Annotated in this window: 17 protein-coding genes and 1 pseudogene; 1 reads left to right on the forward strand and 17 read right to left on the reverse strand. The window is 40.6% G+C overall.

Annotated features, from left to right (window positions below):
* The first annotated feature begins 184 nt into the window (after positions 1 to 184).
* Positions 185 to 1,000, forward strand: a complete 816-nt coding sequence (locus NSQ34_RS17045) for an RsfA family transcriptional regulator (RefSeq protein ID WP_217008682.1) — start codon at positions 185 to 187, stop codon at positions 998 to 1,000.
* 33 nt (positions 1,001 to 1,033) lie between these two features.
* On the opposite strand, the gene NSQ34_RS17050 is transcribed toward NSQ34_RS17045, so the two are convergent.
* The 17 genes and pseudogenes from NSQ34_RS17050 to NSQ34_RS17130 all read right to left on the reverse strand — a co-directional run bounded on the left by NSQ34_RS17050 (position 1,034) and on the right by NSQ34_RS17130 (position 13,949).
* Positions 1,034 to 1,267, reverse strand: a complete 234-nt coding sequence (locus NSQ34_RS17050; RefSeq protein ID WP_024426379.1) for a DUF5970 family protein — start codon at positions 1,265 to 1,267, stop codon at positions 1,034 to 1,036.
* Complete coding sequence (locus tag NSQ34_RS17055) at positions 1,264 to 3,540, reverse strand: glycosyltransferase (protein ID WP_217008681.1); 2,277 nt, start codon at positions 3,538 to 3,540, stop codon at positions 1,264 to 1,266. The genes NSQ34_RS17050 and NSQ34_RS17055 overlap by 4 nt, the downstream gene beginning before the upstream one ends.
* Before the next feature lie 119 nt (positions 3,541 to 3,659).
* Positions 3,660 to 4,143, reverse strand: a pseudogene (locus NSQ34_RS17060) (tetratricopeptide repeat protein).
* A gap of 37 nt (positions 4,144 to 4,180) precedes the next feature.
* Entirely contained in the window at positions 4,181 to 5,026 is an 846-nt protein-coding gene (locus NSQ34_RS17065) for a biotin/lipoate A/B protein ligase family protein (protein WP_034281256.1), read from the reverse strand.
* Positions 5,027 to 5,152: 126 nt separating this feature from the next.
* Positions 5,153 to 5,548, reverse strand: a complete 396-nt coding sequence (locus NSQ34_RS17070; protein ID WP_070326134.1) for an SMI1/KNR4 family protein — start codon at positions 5,546 to 5,548, stop codon at positions 5,153 to 5,155.
* Between the two features lie 20 nt (positions 5,549 to 5,568).
* Positions 5,569 to 5,832, reverse strand: coding sequence for a hypothetical protein (locus tag NSQ34_RS17075; protein ID WP_139142191.1), 264 nt, complete (start codon positions 5,830 to 5,832; stop codon positions 5,569 to 5,571).
* Positions 5,833 to 5,901: 69 nt separating this feature from the next.
* A complete protein-coding gene (locus NSQ34_RS17080; protein WP_024426384.1) occupies positions 5,902 to 6,174 on the reverse strand; it encodes a hypothetical protein in 273 nt (90 codons plus the stop codon).
* Between the two features lie 29 nt (positions 6,175 to 6,203).
* Entirely contained in the window at positions 6,204 to 6,566 is a 363-nt protein-coding gene (locus NSQ34_RS17085) for a hypothetical protein (protein WP_046313469.1), read from the reverse strand.
* Between the two features lie 346 nt (positions 6,567 to 6,912).
* A complete protein-coding gene (locus tag NSQ34_RS17090) occupies positions 6,913 to 7,308 on the reverse strand; it encodes a hypothetical protein (RefSeq protein ID WP_046312890.1) in 396 nt (131 codons plus the stop codon).
* Between the two features lie 11 nt (positions 7,309 to 7,319).
* Complete coding sequence (locus NSQ34_RS17095) at positions 7,320 to 8,855, reverse strand: T7SS effector LXG polymorphic toxin (RefSeq protein WP_217008680.1); 1,536 nt, start codon at positions 8,853 to 8,855, stop codon at positions 7,320 to 7,322.
* A gap of 11 nt (positions 8,856 to 8,866) precedes the next feature.
* The gene (locus NSQ34_RS17100) at positions 8,867 to 9,145 is read right to left on the reverse strand and encodes a YwqI/YxiC family protein (RefSeq protein ID WP_061110210.1); all 279 of its coding nucleotides are present in this window, start codon (positions 9,143 to 9,145) and stop codon (positions 8,867 to 8,869) included.
* Positions 9,146 to 9,149: 4 nt separating this feature from the next.
* A complete protein-coding gene (locus NSQ34_RS17105; RefSeq protein WP_217008756.1) occupies positions 9,150 to 9,548 on the reverse strand; it encodes a DUF5082 family protein in 399 nt (132 codons plus the stop codon).
* Between the two features lie 175 nt (positions 9,549 to 9,723).
* Positions 9,724 to 9,990 (reverse strand): hypothetical protein, encoded by a 267-nt coding sequence (locus NSQ34_RS17110; RefSeq protein WP_041115477.1) that lies wholly within the window; start codon positions 9,988 to 9,990, stop codon positions 9,724 to 9,726.
* Positions 9,991 to 10,003: 13 nt separating this feature from the next.
* The gene (locus tag NSQ34_RS17115; RefSeq protein ID WP_048237701.1) at positions 10,004 to 11,338 is read right to left on the reverse strand and encodes a TRAP transporter large permease subunit; all 1,335 of its coding nucleotides are present in this window, start codon (positions 11,336 to 11,338) and stop codon (positions 10,004 to 10,006) included.
* A gap of 43 nt (positions 11,339 to 11,381) precedes the next feature.
* Entirely contained in the window at positions 11,382 to 12,260 is an 879-nt protein-coding gene (locus NSQ34_RS17120; RefSeq protein WP_217008679.1) for a prephenate dehydrogenase/arogenate dehydrogenase family protein, read from the reverse strand.
* A gap of 12 nt (positions 12,261 to 12,272) precedes the next feature.
* Positions 12,273 to 12,944 carry an RraA family protein gene (locus NSQ34_RS17125; protein ID WP_217008678.1) on the reverse strand — a complete coding sequence of 224 codons (672 nt, stop codon included), beginning with the start codon at positions 12,942 to 12,944 and terminating at the stop codon, positions 12,273 to 12,275.
* A 153-nt stretch (positions 12,945 to 13,097) separates the two neighbouring features.
* On the reverse strand, positions 13,098 to 13,949 hold the full coding sequence (locus tag NSQ34_RS17130) for a MurR/RpiR family transcriptional regulator (protein ID WP_056765504.1): 852 nt from the start codon (positions 13,947 to 13,949) through the stop codon (positions 13,098 to 13,100).
* Between the last annotated feature and the right edge of the window lie 28 nt (positions 13,950 to 13,977).

Consider the following 13,977-nt stretch of genomic DNA (forward strand, 5'->3'; position numbering starts at 1 on the left):
AATCGTGAATAATATACCACCCAACATTGTACATCGAAGCGGCTGGACTTGCAAGACGCTTTGCCGCCCCAATCACGTGCTTACATAAAAGCTAGTATTTTCCACTATCCTTTTAGCAAACTTGTATAAACCTTCTTGAACTTGGCTAATCTAATACCATCAAATCATATGGGGGTTTAAACACATGTCAAAACAAAGACAAGATGCTTGGTCAGAGGAAAATGATCTCCTCCTGGCAGAAACCGTCTTACGTCACGTCAGAGAGGGCAGCACGCAGCTAAATGCGTTTGAAGAAGTTGGAGACAAGCTGAACCGCACCTCAGCGGCATGCGGTTTTAGATGGAATGCTGTCGTCAGGCATCAATATGAAAAAGCGCTGGCACTTGCCAAAAAACAGCGAAAACAACGGATGCGCGCTCTTGGCAATGGCCAGCCAGCGAAAAAACGATTACTTTATCAGCCGCAAGTAGAAGAAACGGTTACTCAAGAGGAATTCTCACAGGAATTGGAGCCAGCACAACCACAGGAAGAAACATTTGCACCAGCTGCTGAAACTGCTGAACAGCTTCAGTTTGTGGATCAAAGCTACAATGAAGAGTTAGCTAGTTTATCACATTTATTGTCACAGGCTTCTCCTGCCCCACATACCGCAGAGAAAAAACCGGAAGCAAATCCATTTAGGCAGCATCAAGAATTAACCATCGACGATATCATTGATTTCTTACGCCGTTATGAAGGCGATGGTCAGCAATCCACTGCCTTACGTATGGAAAACAGCCGCTTAAAACGAGAAAACAATGAGCTTTCTCATAAAGTTTCGCAGCTAGAAGCTGAAGTGAAAAAGCTTGAAAAGGATCAGCTCACGATTCAAGAAGATTATGAAACACTCGTCAAAATCATGAACCGTGCAAGAAAACTAGTTTTGTTTGAAGAGGACGATAGTGCCGCACCAACCTTTAAAATGGACCGGAACGGCAACCTCGAAAAAATGGCAGAATAACAAAAAGTGCTCCCCGCCTCGGGAAGCACTTTTTTAAATGCCCAAAAATAGCATCACACTAAAAAGGACATTGATCAAAAACACGAACATAAAAATATACCTGACCTGCCTTACCTGAAAATCACCAAACATAAAAATATAAAGACCTGCAATGCCAAGTGTCAGGACAGGCTGAAGAAATGGCACTAAAAGCGAAATGCCGTAGCCGGCTCCCATGATGACAGGAAGCCATAGTAAATAGAGGTAACCGCCGTTTTTGGATTTCAAGAAACCACTCCCTCTCTTTCTTCTATCTGCTTGATTTCAGGCTGAACAAACTTGAGCCCGGCCATTGTGCGGCCGCGTTTTTGTGATGTCCAGACTGCAATCGCCGGCTGATCTGTGAGAGATTCTGTGTCAATGGTGATCAGCACTTTCTCATGTAATTCAATTGAAGCTTCAGACTCGATTTTGCACCCAGATAAACTAATATCATGTATGTTGACCGGCACCTTCTCTTCTAACCGGCCCTCATAGGACAGCGTGCCTGCCACACCTTGCAACGGTCTTCTCATCCATTTGCGCCGCAAGGCCCTTGGTACTTTTTCCGTTTCTCTTATAAAGCGGAAAAATGTCCGAACAGCATAGGATTTTTTCTCACGATCCGTTATCGATACATGCTCTCGTGTGAATAAGAAACGGATCAATGATAGGTACTCTGATTTTTCTGTGTCAGTAAAAGCAACACCAACCATCAGCTTGTCTCCCTCTGGATGGCTCCAAACCACATCACACGCCACACTTTGATCCTCTGAAAAGAACAATTGCATTTGTCCTTGATTTAAAGAAGAAGCTTGATCCAATGGAATGGATAGACGCGCACCTGAATCACTCATGTCTAGTAGAAAACAAGCAATCGACTCATCTTGATGATCAGAACAAATCTGCCCCTCTTTTTCTATGACAAACCGCTCTGATTTTCGATAACGCGGACGATCAAACGCCACAATCAGTGCCATGAGTAGACCTGCACCGTTATAAAGCACCCAAAAAATATTAATCAACGTGAGATCAGCATTCATCGTCCCATTTACCTTCATATCGTATCCTATTTTCACAAGGACAAGCAATGAGAGCAGCAAGAAGATCAAATGAGGAATCATCGTTTTTAAATGGAAATGTCTCTTGTCCGTTTGAATTCCCTTCGGTGTGACGAGGAATTCAACCCTCTTCTTCAAAAACAGCTCACTTAAAGCTACACCAGCCAAGTGGAATGCCATAGAGCTTTCGTAAATATGACTCCAAAACATACTTCTTTTTTGATTCGACACCAGTTTAAACGCTAAATACGAACTAAAGAACGCCGGCAGCCAAAACATAAAAATGGACTGGAAATCTGCCCAGAAACTTTGAATACCAAACAATAAAAACAAAATCGGTGTAAGAATGTAAATCATTTTAAACAAACCGTTAAACCAATACACAATGCCATCTAAATAAAGAACTCGCTGCATAAGCGTTAAGCCGCGAACCTTCAATGGATTAAACTTACGGGCGCACTGAATGTTCCCTCTCGACCACCGGTCTCTCTGCTTTAACAAATCAAGCCAGCTTTCAGGTGCCAGACCGACGGCTAATACTTCTCCGACAGACACTGATTTGAACTTCCCTTGGAGAAGCATTCCGGTCGCCATGTCTTCTGTAATCACTCCAGTAGCAAATCCGCCAATTTCCTCTAAGGCCGTTCTTCTAAATACAGTATTACTCCCGACATACATCACCGCATTGAACCGATCCTTACCAGCCTGGAGGGTTTGCATGAAGAAGTCCTGTTCATTTGGAATTCGATCCTTCGAGAACATATTATATTGGAAAGGGTCTTCGTTATAAAACGCCTGTGGAACTTGAACAAACGCAGTCGCTCCATCATGAAAGTAAGGCACTGTCTTTTCTAAAAAGGCAGGAAGGGGGACCATATCAGCATCAAGTGTGAGAATCAGTTCCCCATTCGTTTGAGACATCGCATGGTTTAAATTACCCGCCTTAGCAAACTTGTTATCTGTTCTTGTCAGATAATGAACGCCAAACTCAGATGCAAGCTGCTCCACAGACTCCCTCTTGCCATCATCACATAAATAAATGTGGACGCTGCCTTTTGGATAAGACAGATTCAAACAGCCTGCAACCGTGCGTTTCAGCACTTCAATCGGTTCATTATATGTAGCTATGAAAATATCAACTGTTGGCAGCCTGTCCAAATCACTGATCATGACTTGTTTTCGATTTGAAGGCTTCCAAACAAGTGTATAAAACACAAGCAGCTGTAAAAATCCAATACATTCACAGGCTACAAGCAAGATGCCCATTATTATATTAAATGTACCTTCATGCGGCAGTGTAAAAAAGAGACGCCAGCAAATATATGCGGCATTTGTTAACACACAGAGCACAATGATGATTTTTTTAACAGTAGAGGCAAGCGGCTGAATACGATACATCACATACAACACAGACAAAACACAAAGCATAAACAGCGGGTAATACGTGGTGAATATTGACAACAAATTTACCTTCTTTCTTACGCCATAAATGACTATCACATATAAAATTCCATAACAAAGGAGGGGATTTTTTCATCACATTGCCCCTCCAAATCTATTCAAGTAACCAAATCAATATATTATTTCCACAATGTATCTAACTGATTTGAATAAAAATCAATCACTTTTCGATAACTTAAAATAGCAGGATCTTTTGTCGTTTCAGTTAAACAGTTCAGTAATATTTCCATTGCTTTGCTATGTTCCTTTAAATTATACAAAGTATGGCATAGAACGTTTGAATGGCTTTGTTGTCCGGATAAGTTTCCATCCCTTTTAAGAATATCTGTTTTGACTTTTCATATTCTCCTAAAGTTCTGTATGTACTTCCTAACCCTAGTAAAGCGTCTTCTAGTTCTTCTGAAGACAATCCTAACTCAATGGCCCTTTCATAACAAAGACAGCCTGCCTTTCCTCTCCTAACAAGTCATAACTTCAGGCACATTGATAATGATTAGAGGCATCGTTTGGATACTCCTCTGCAAGATGAGACAGCATTTCATTTGATTCTTGAAGATGTCCACTTTTTCGAAGTTCAATGGCTTTTTCAAGCTTTGTTTCCATCACTTCACCTCTACTCTTTTCAAGATGAAAAGTGAGTTTACGAAAACACCTTTTCATTCCGCTCAATCATCCGCGTCATATTTTTCTCAAATTCCAGCTGTTCTTCTGCGTTCAGGCCCGAGGCTGTCAGCTGATCACTAAGCTTTTGAAGCTCCTCTAGTAATAAACGCATAAGAAGTGTACAATCAATCGATTCACCGATTAATTCTGATAAGGATGCCATCGTATCCGGCTGTATATCAGGAAATACTGCCTTCACTTCTTGACGTTTATCCTTTAAGGCGGCGTCATAAAAACGGCGGATCAAGTCGGCACGTTCACGCCCGCTTCCATCTGCACACAAATAAATTTGCACAGCGACCCCACCGCGTAATCTACGCTGAGAAATGCCTGCAAATTTCTTTCCATTGATACTTAAATCGTAGCTGCCTGGACAATAAGAGCCGACTATTTCATAGGCTTCAATGTCCACATCATACATCGACAGCATCCGGCGGATCAATTCCACCATCGCATCATACCCGCGGTCAATATCAATGCCCTTCTTTTGTTCCGCAAAAATTAAAGACACATTCAGTACACCTTCATCCAGCACCACAGCAAGACCCCCTGAGTTGCGCACAATCACACGATATCCCTCTTCCTCAAGCAGCTTTACGCCATCTTGGAGAAATGGAAGTCTTGTATCCTGAATCCCAAGCACAATCGTATTGTGATGCACCCAAGAACGGGCTGTCGCTGGTGAGAGGCCCTTCCCCACCGACGCGCAAAGCGTATCATCCATCGCAAAAGATTGCTTCGGGTCCACATAGAGACCAAGACTCGACTGATCGATGATCCGCCATTTCGGCTGTGTCAGTAACTCAATAGGTTCATTTTTCATCTCCTGCATATCCTCTCGTTCATAAACTGTGTTTATTATACCATGGGATGAATGGGGGGAGAATGCAAAAAAGCTCCATAACATTTGGCGTCACAGAGCGTTTCAGTTGGATGATTTGGTTTTCGGTTACGCTTCTATGTTACAGCCCTCACTCACCCATTTCAGAAAGTTGCCGGTCAGGAGCTCTGCATGCTGAGGGTCCATTACACCAGCATCCACGATCCATACCTTTTTCTCCTCTTCAGCCAGCCGCATGAGAAATACTTGCCCGCCGCCATCGTCGCCAATCGCCACATAGCCGCTTGCATATTGTCGAACCTCCCATGTTGCATTGCGTTCCGCAATGTCCTCAGTGCCGTATAGAAGCACCTCACCGCCAACGGAACATCCATTTGTCTGTTTCAGCAGTTCCTTATAAACATGGGGCAGCAGCATGTTTAGCTGGCATTCTGCCTCTTTGATCTGTATGTCACTTGCTGGTTTGTTCACGTGCAGATGTGGGATTTCAGGTAAATTGATCATTTTTAAGAGCCTCCTCTATTTTAAGTTGCTGATTTTTTCATCACCCTTTTATACAAACGAAGGAGCATTTTTAAAAGAAAATAGAAAATGACCACATCGAGTATAAAACCCCACAATAGAAATTCAAAAGTATGATGTCCGTGCAGAACTAGCCAATCAATAGGGAAACCGCGATAATCAGCATCTGAGTAAGAAACTCCTCTCAGCAAAGCTGTTCCTATAACAATCAGAATACTGATACTTAATAGCCAGTTGGATGTTTTTTTGTTTTGTTTATGTTCCATAGGCATTCCTTTCTCTGTTTTGCTGCCCGATACAAGACTTGATTCCAGTAATACAGACAACCGTCCTATCTATGACAGCATTTCTTTAAGCAAACTCTCTGCTTTATGTAATTCATCTAGAAAGGGGTTTAGATAGTCATTATAACTATCCAAATAAGCTCTCACCCCGCCAATAATCAAAATCTTTTGGAGATCTTCATTGTTCTGAATGATCCTTTGTGCATTTTTATATCTTTTGTATATTAATTGGAGAACACCTTGATTGATTTCTTGTGGATATTCTTTTTCTAGGATGTTGATGACGGTTTGGATTTGTTTCGTTAGTTGTTGTTTTTTGTTCATTTAATGCTCCTTAAGACTTCAATCTCCTACTAATAAATATCTAATCGTTGACAATTAAAACTTATAAAATCGCCTTCATTTATATCTCCTGGTATATTGTAATCCAATTCTAATAAAAATCCGCCCACTCTCACTTTTTCATCACGCTTATCAATTAATTTTCCTAAGAAACTATAACTAAAATTATCATCTAATTTTTCAATTCTAAACTCTGACAACTCTGCCTTCACTAAGTCTGACACATCTAAACAAAAAATAGGTTCCAATAGTTCACTTTCTTCAAGGTAATTTAATGGTTGAGCAAAACACATTAATTCCAGTTCGCCATCTGTTACAATCACTTCAGCTTCTGAAGCTTCTTGTGAAATCCAGTTTATTTTTTTTATTTTCAATACGATCATCCTTTTTTTACTTCTCTGTCTTTACCCCTAAACTTGGTACTTTTCAGAAAGTTCTTCAGCACAGAGTAAGTTAAAATGCTTGTAGTAAGTCAAATAGTGATGATTGTCTGTGGGCCGGATTGATTAGCAAAGAGAAAAGTAAAACCAGATATAGCAATCAAACTTAGAATGACCTTCACAGAAACATTTCAAAAAAGCACAAGCTTACATTCAAAGATTATTTAACATTGCATCAAATAAAGTAGAAAAAGAAAGAATATCTTTTTTATTAACAATAATAAACATTTAAAAACCCTCAAAGAGACTCAAATTAATTCTCTTTGAGGGTTCATCTATTCTATTTCAACCCTATTTTTACTTCACCATCATGAAAAACTTCAATCGCATATCCAGAAGATGGTGAAAAAATCCACGTATCAAAACTGACAGCTGTAACATCATCTATAGCTTCAAATACTTTATCTAAAGTAGATTGAATAATTGGTAACGTCCCTTCATCCCAAATTACATAAACAATATCACTGTACTCATTCAGTTTTTGATTCAAAAAGGATCGTATTTCATCGAATGTATCCACTTGCTTATAAGAAGATATCTTCTTCCATTCAATTTGCCCCCAATCAGTAAATGGAAAAGAATTTTCAAAATCATTTAATATTTGCTCTCTATTATCTTCATATAAAATATGTACATCCTCACCTAGTGCCTCAATACACTCATCTAATAAACTCATCTAAAATCTCCTTATCTATTCAAATGTTTTAATAAAGATTTAAAAGTGCTTTCATTACCCTCAAATGGAATAGCAATCTTTCGAGCATTCGCCCCTTTACCATTACGAAAATCTTCAATATTTATATGTGGTCCCTTTTTAGGGTCATAATCTAATCTCCATCTTACTTTTCCGTCAGCGGACTGTCTACCAACGACTTTACCATATCCAGCACTCGACTTAAGCGTACCTGTATATGGTTGTGAATTGGGTCCTAGGTCTCCAACTATGTCTACTGTCTTATTTCTAGCTTGCTCATATGTTTTAACTTTATCTAATAATTGTTCTCCTCTTCCAATACCCTTTACTTTCTTCTCAACTTTCTTAGCTACTTTCTCCCCTTTAATAATCTTAAAAACATATTTCCCCACTTTAACAATGTTGGTGCTTGGAACCATGTACACTCCTGATACCAAACGATCCATATCCGCGACTTTATCACCTGTTATCGGATCTCTTCCTGTAATAACCCGAATCGCGTCGTTTATTCCTGTAAATTCAACCGCTGTATTTAAGATATTTTGGGGTGGATCGCCTGTTTTTACATCAGACATCGGTTTAACGCTCTCAATCGTTACTTTGTTTTTTTCTGATATTCGTAACTGATACAGCATTCCGTCTCGCATGACATCAACCGTTTTGGCATGTTCGAAGTTGATCTTTTTGTACTCATTTATGTTGTATACTTTTCCATTTAAGGTCAAGGTGGTTTGATTAATTTTACTAGACGGCGTTTCCCGAACAACCGTCTCTACATTCGTCTGTTGTTTCTCTTTCAATTTCTTCAGCATGATCATCATTGGATTGTCTTTTGGGTTGTCTATTTTATCCTTCAATCCACTGATGGTGCTGCTTACTTTTTCTTCTTTTTCATCTTTGAAAATAGATCCCTTTTGATAGCTCGTGATGTCGATTTTTGGGCCGGTGAACATGGGACTTAAGGTATCGATGTATTGCTTCATTGTTTGAAGGGAGCTTTTGGTTTCATGTAAAGCACTTGTCTGCTCCCTGTCAAATGCATGAAGCAGACCAATGGTTCTTGAGGTTTCGAGCCATGCTTTTTGATAGTTTTGCTGAAACGCTGATTCGTTTACACTTGGCAAGTGAACAATATGACCCACTCTGCCGATGGCGTGGTTTACCTCTGATACGATTTCAGAAATCGTACGTTCAGCTTTTTTTAAGCCTTGATCAAGATCATCTTCGATAAACGCTTGTGAGATAAAGCCGTGCTCGTTTGATTCTAGTGCGTGAAGAGCCTGCTTTGTGTTTTTTAATGCAGCACTATATTCCTCAATGACGACCTGAAAGAATTGCAGGAAGGGAATATGGCATTCTGTATAAAAGGCGCGGATGGCTTGTCCCGCCTCTCCCTTTAGTGCGCCATCGAGTGAGATGATGTGATTGATTTGTTTTTCTAGGGAGCTGATTTGCTGTGACTGCTGCTTTAACGCATTCAGCGTTTGATCTATTCCGTTTATTAGCGCAAAGGCGTCAAGGGTTTTCATTGCGTTCTCCTTTATTTTCTTTTACTGCTGGAAGCAAGCGCCTTGTCCGTTTCAATCATGGTGTTCACCGCTTGTTCTGTTTGTACAAGCTGTTTCTGAAGAATGCCTATATAGGATGTACTTAATTCGTTCAGCTGCTGATTGATCTTTTCTAATGTGTCTGCCGTCAGGAGATGATTTCTCCCTTTGATGGTGGTTGGAAGGGCTGCATTCATTTGAGCGCCTGATTGCTTTGCATGCTGTAATACTTGTTTGACCTGACTGGCATCTATTTTAATTTCTCTCATCATGTGACTACCCTCTTTTTTCTTCCAGTTGTTTCTGCTTTTCTTTCTCTATTTTTCTTTCAACCGAATGAATTTCATGTTCTAACGAATGGATCTCCGATGTTAAATCACTGATTTTCTCATTGATTCGATTTAATAGATTGGTTAGCTGTACACCTTTTATTTCCTGACTGGCGGAAGCCATTTCGTCTCGAATGTCATTAAACGTATCTGCAAGATGGCCAAACCATGTATGTGATGTCAGATCTGGATGAGTCATTTTCTTGTTAGCATCTACCAGAGCCGATTTTGCCTCTTTGATTTCTTTGCGGCACATGTGGAGTTCGATGATTTGTTCTTTTTTGATAGATATATCTGCCTTTAACGAATACAAGGCTGCTTTATAACCGATGATTGCTCCAGATATGGTTAAACACCTCTATTCCTTAAATAGTCCTCCGTTATGTTACCATTTACTAGCACAAGAGGCATATGATTGAAAGTGAATTTACCAAAAAATGAATCGTACGTATTGGGTTTTAATACCTATTTCTCGCGCGCAAAAAAGCTGGATTCATTTACTGAATCCAGCTTCTTATTGCTTATTTGAGCGATTCACCTGCTGATGCAGATGGATGATCGCTAAATGAGGTGTCTTTCTTTTCAGGAATATAATGGAGAGAGAAACCAACAAGACTGAAAAAGGCACTTAACACCAATGTTGGGTTTTTGAATAGGTTCGTACTTGCAATGATCATGTCTCCCTTTTGCAAAAGAATCCCTAGTATTTGACCGAATACCAACAGGGCTCCTGACGTTAAGAACAGGACAAGCAGCACTTTAAATAAAAATTCCATCAATGCTCTCATGTGTTTCTCCTTTCTATACTGGAAGTATTCCCATTCCGATGAGCCAGCCAATTCCTACGATCGGCAGCATATAGTAGAGAATCAGCGGTATAAACGTTTTCTCCGGTCTGGCTCCTGCAAGACCAGAAGCAATGAAAATCGATCCTGATGCCGGCGGGGAAGCGCCTTCTGTTGATGAAAAAGCAAGAATGGCAACAACAGCCACAACTGGATCCACTCCGACTGAGACTAAAGCTGAAAATGAGACAAGTCCAACAGCTGTTAATGTGGCTGTAGAAGATAATGGCCCAGCCACTAGCGTGACAAGAATTCCCACAATGAGCACCATGAGCCATTTCGGAATGGTAAGTACTGATGTGATTTGCGTCAAATCTTCTGCCAATCCTAATTCAGCAAGCACCTGACTAGCAGCAACAGCAAACAGCATCAAGGCACCGATCGTTGTAAACTTAGGAATGGCCGACTTGAAAAACTGAGACCAATCTAGTGCAGACGCCTTTTTTCTTCCAATTGTTAAACTAATCAACATCATGAGAATCGGAATCCACGTAATTAAAGAAATTTGATCCATTGCCTCTGGTCCGATGTTTGGATTACTTTTTAAGTAGTTTGCCAGCGGACCAATTGTGATAATGATAGGAATCAAGGCACCGAAAAAAATAAAGATCGACTTCCACCCTTGTTTCACTGCTTCCCTAAAAGGAAGAATATCATCTGGCGGCATGGCCTGAATTTTATTCTTTTTCACCAGGATATACACCAAAATAAATCGGTATACGACTTGATACAGTCCTCCTATTAAAAGCGCAATATATAAATCCCCCTCAGATACAAGGGCTGCAATTGGTGCAAACCCCAGCATGATAAACATTGAAGAGTTCGGAGGCAGTGCCGCCCCAAGTCCGCCATTCCCTGCTAAAATGGTCGCTGTATGGGTTCGGCTCCAGCCTGATTTAATCATCCAAGAGGCTGTGATAGAGCCAGTGGCCGCTGTGTTTGCAGAATTTGAACCTGAAAGAGCACCTAAGACTGCTGAACCTAACGTACTCATATAAGCCGCTCCACCAGGAAGTTTCCCTACAACCGAATTTAAGATTCGCAAGAGTGCATGAATTAATTCCAGCTTTTCGATTAAATAGGCCATGAATACAAATGCAACAGCTGCATAGAGCACCTCATATGTGGATGCAAATTTTAATCCATCCCAGAAAAGTCTTAATGCATCCAATCCGCCAAATAATGTGGTTGCAATAAAGCCTAATAGCATGGCTTCCCCCATATTCCGCTTCACGACGACATTCCATATAATGATGACAGCTATGAATACAATCAACGCAATAAAACCCATATCGTTTTTTCGCCTCCCCTTCGTTCAATAAAACGCTTACAATTTATTTCCCCTGCTGCATCACGTCAATGACTTCTTCCCAGCTGGCCGGCTTTTTCCCATTAAACCGTTCAACGAATTGAAAGTCTGCTAATCTCTCAAGCTTTTGTTGTGCTGCCCGAGACATACTGGCATCAACCTCTGCTTCATCTAGCATGTCAATAGAGCCAAGAAGCTCGATCGCTCGTCTTTTCGCATGAAGTGCACTCCCTGTCACAAGACGATTCATGGTCTCTTCAAAACTTTTGCTATCCATTGTATCGCTTAGTGAAGAAATCACTTGATGTTCCACGTTATATTTTTTTGAAATTTCCAAAAATTCAATCATGAGACCAACGATCCCCTTCATATAAACGCTTCTGATCAGTTTCAAGGCCGAAGCATCTCCTGGCTGGTCACTGATTTTTTTAATATTCATGCCATAAGCATTCATTACTTTCATGAATTGGTCAGTTCCACTGCCGCTTGCCGTGATCGGAACCTTGTGTTTGTTGACTGGAAGAGGCCCTAGCATGGCAGCATCTACGAATAGAGCTTTTTGCTTTTCAACTTCGTTTGCCACTTGTTTTTTGATGTCTGGTGTTGATGCCGACACATCCACATATACTTGATTCTCTTTCAAACTTCCCGATACGGATTGGGCCACTTCTAAAGTTTTATTCGCTGGCACAGCAGCAATGACAATATTAGATTTCTCAATGACTTCACTAATACTGCTGGTTAATTGAACTCCTGTCTGCGATGCTTTTTCTTTCAACGCACCAGACAATTTCTCATTTTGTAAAAGTACATCATACGCATAAAATTGATCTAATCCTTCTGTTTTCAATCCCGTTGACAACTCATATGCCGCTTCTCCATATCCAATAAAGCCTATCTTCATCACCGATCTCCCCTATCCCTGATATTTTTTCATTCTGCCTTCCAGCCATGCCGGTGCTAAAAGACTGATGTCTTGCTTTCCTTCGTCCACATACTGTTGAATCGTTTTTAATCTCTGATTTTCATACGCTTGTTTCTCTTCCGCTAGTGTCAGCAGGTGTTCCACCTTTTCCTTTGGAACGATGACGACTCCATCATCGTCAGCAATGACCAAGTCACCTGGTGCTACTTTGACACCGCCGCACGAGATGATTTGATTCAATTCCCCAGGACCATCTTTAAAAGGTCCATTTGGCATAAACCCCTTACTGTAGATCGGAAAAGCCAGTTCCTCTAAAGCGAGTTTATCGCGAACAAGCCCGTCAATCACGATTCCTTCTATTCCTACAGCCTTTGCTACACCTGCCATCAATTCCCCTAAATATGCATGACCCTTATGGTCTTTTCCATCAACAATCAGTACATCTCCTTCTTTCGCAGAGTAGATCGCTTGATGAAGAAATAAATTATCCCCTGGCCGTAAGCTGACGGTAAAAGCTGTCCCTACTATATTCATGCCTCTTGCAACAGGTTTAATTTGTTGATCCATCGCGCCGGTGCATCCCATCACGTCTGACAGCAAGGTCGAGCTCAGTTTTTTTGCCCGATCTATTAGATCATTTGACACGAATTGAACAGTACCCATTGTTTCCATCATCCCCTTCGAGTTATATTCATTACATTTAATTTTATATAAAGTAATATATATTACTTTTGTGATAAGATCATACCATCTCATTTTTATTTAGTAAAGCGCTTTCAGAAAATTTTAAAATAAAAAAAATGAGTCACCACACGACTAATGTGTTGTGTGATAACTCATTTTCGTTAACATATGATTGATTTGATCTAAACGAGGTTTTGTCCTTTCAGGGTCATTAATGGCTAAGGCACTTAAAATGTAATCTACGATAAAGATAGCAGATACGACAGAGTTATGAGAGCCCGCACTTGCTGAGGAACATGGTAATACATATTGTGCATACTTGGTTAGTGGAGAGCTGTAGCTGTCTGTAATTAAAAGCACTTCCACCCCATATGACTTCGCTGCCTCCAGCAAATCCTTTATACGCTTTGCATAGCGAGGATAGCTGACCGCTATAATGAAATCATCAGATTGAAAATGAACGAGTTCGTCGACCCAGTCACTTTTGTCTGCATCAATATATTGACAGTTCCCCAGTAGGCGATTGATTCCTTGTGACAGATACTCTCCAACAGGTCTTCCACTTCGGACACTTGTACACAGAACCTGGCGAGAGCTGGCTATTTTTTCAACAATATGCTGAAAGGTTTCTTCTGTGATATTGTCTAAAGCGTACTGGATATTTTGAAATTGCAGCTCGACATGATTATGCAAAAGCTTACTTTTATTTGAATGCTTGAGGTTCGCTTCAAGTCTCGTTTGAGGGGCAGCTTTATGCTTCATATTTGATTGAAGCTCTTTTTGAAGCTCTGAGAAACCGGAATACCCTACAGCAGCAGAGAATCTCATGATGGTCGCTGTACTCGTCCCTACTTTTGACGCCAATTTATCTACAGTTAAAAACGCAACCTCCATTGGATTTTGCACGATATAATCTGCAATTCTCCTTTGTGCCTCGGTTAATCCTGCGACCTTATGCTGAAGCTTATGTATTAAATCGTCCATTATAGCACCTGCCCATTCTATCGGCTTT

The organism is Bacillus sp. FSL P2-0069 (assembly GCF_038593315.1).
Lineage (GTDB): Bacteria > Bacillota > Bacilli > Bacillales > Bacillaceae > Bacillus > Bacillus safensis.

What these genes read in the sequence shown, in the direction of transcription:
- NSQ34_RS17045 (WP_217008682.1), top strand. Translation starts at nt 185, where the DNA reads ATGTCAAAACAAAGACAAGATGCTTGGTCAGAGGAAAATGATCTCCTC.
- NSQ34_RS17065 (WP_034281256.1), bottom strand. Translation starts at nt 5,026, where the DNA reads ATGAAAAATGAACCTATTGAGTTACTGACACAGCCGAAATGGCGGATC.
- NSQ34_RS17070 (WP_070326134.1), bottom strand. Translation starts at nt 5,548, where the DNA reads ATGATCAATTTACCTGAAATCCCACATCTGCACGTGAACAAACCAGCA.
- NSQ34_RS17075 (WP_139142191.1), bottom strand. Translation starts at nt 5,832, where the DNA reads ATGGAACATAAACAAAACAAAAAAACATCCAACTGGCTATTAAGTATC.
- NSQ34_RS17080 (WP_024426384.1), bottom strand. Translation starts at nt 6,174, where the DNA reads ATGAACAAAAAACAACAACTAACGAAACAAATCCAAACCGTCATCAAC.
- NSQ34_RS17090 (WP_046312890.1), bottom strand. Translation starts at nt 7,308, where the DNA reads ATGAGTTTATTAGATGAGTGTATTGAGGCACTAGGTGAGGATGTACAT.
- NSQ34_RS17095 (WP_217008680.1), bottom strand. Translation starts at nt 8,855, where the DNA reads ATGAAAACCCTTGACGCCTTTGCGCTAATAAACGGAATAGATCAAACG.
- NSQ34_RS17100 (WP_061110210.1), bottom strand. Translation starts at nt 9,145, where the DNA reads ATGATGAGAGAAATTAAAATAGATGCCAGTCAGGTCAAACAAGTATTA.
- NSQ34_RS17110 (WP_041115477.1), bottom strand. Translation starts at nt 9,990, where the DNA reads ATGAGAGCATTGATGGAATTTTTATTTAAAGTGCTGCTTGTCCTGTTC.
- NSQ34_RS17115 (WP_048237701.1), bottom strand. Translation starts at nt 11,338, where the DNA reads ATGGGTTTTATTGCGTTGATTGTATTCATAGCTGTCATCATTATATGG.
- NSQ34_RS17120 (WP_217008679.1), bottom strand. Translation starts at nt 12,260, where the DNA reads ATGAAGATAGGCTTTATTGGATATGGAGAAGCGGCATATGAGTTGTCA.
- NSQ34_RS17125 (WP_217008678.1), bottom strand. Translation starts at nt 12,944, where the DNA reads ATGGGTACTGTTCAATTCGTGTCAAATGATCTAATAGATCGGGCAAAA.
- NSQ34_RS17130 (WP_056765504.1), bottom strand. Translation starts at nt 13,949, where the DNA reads ATGGACGATTTAATACATAAGCTTCAGCATAAGGTCGCAGGATTAACC.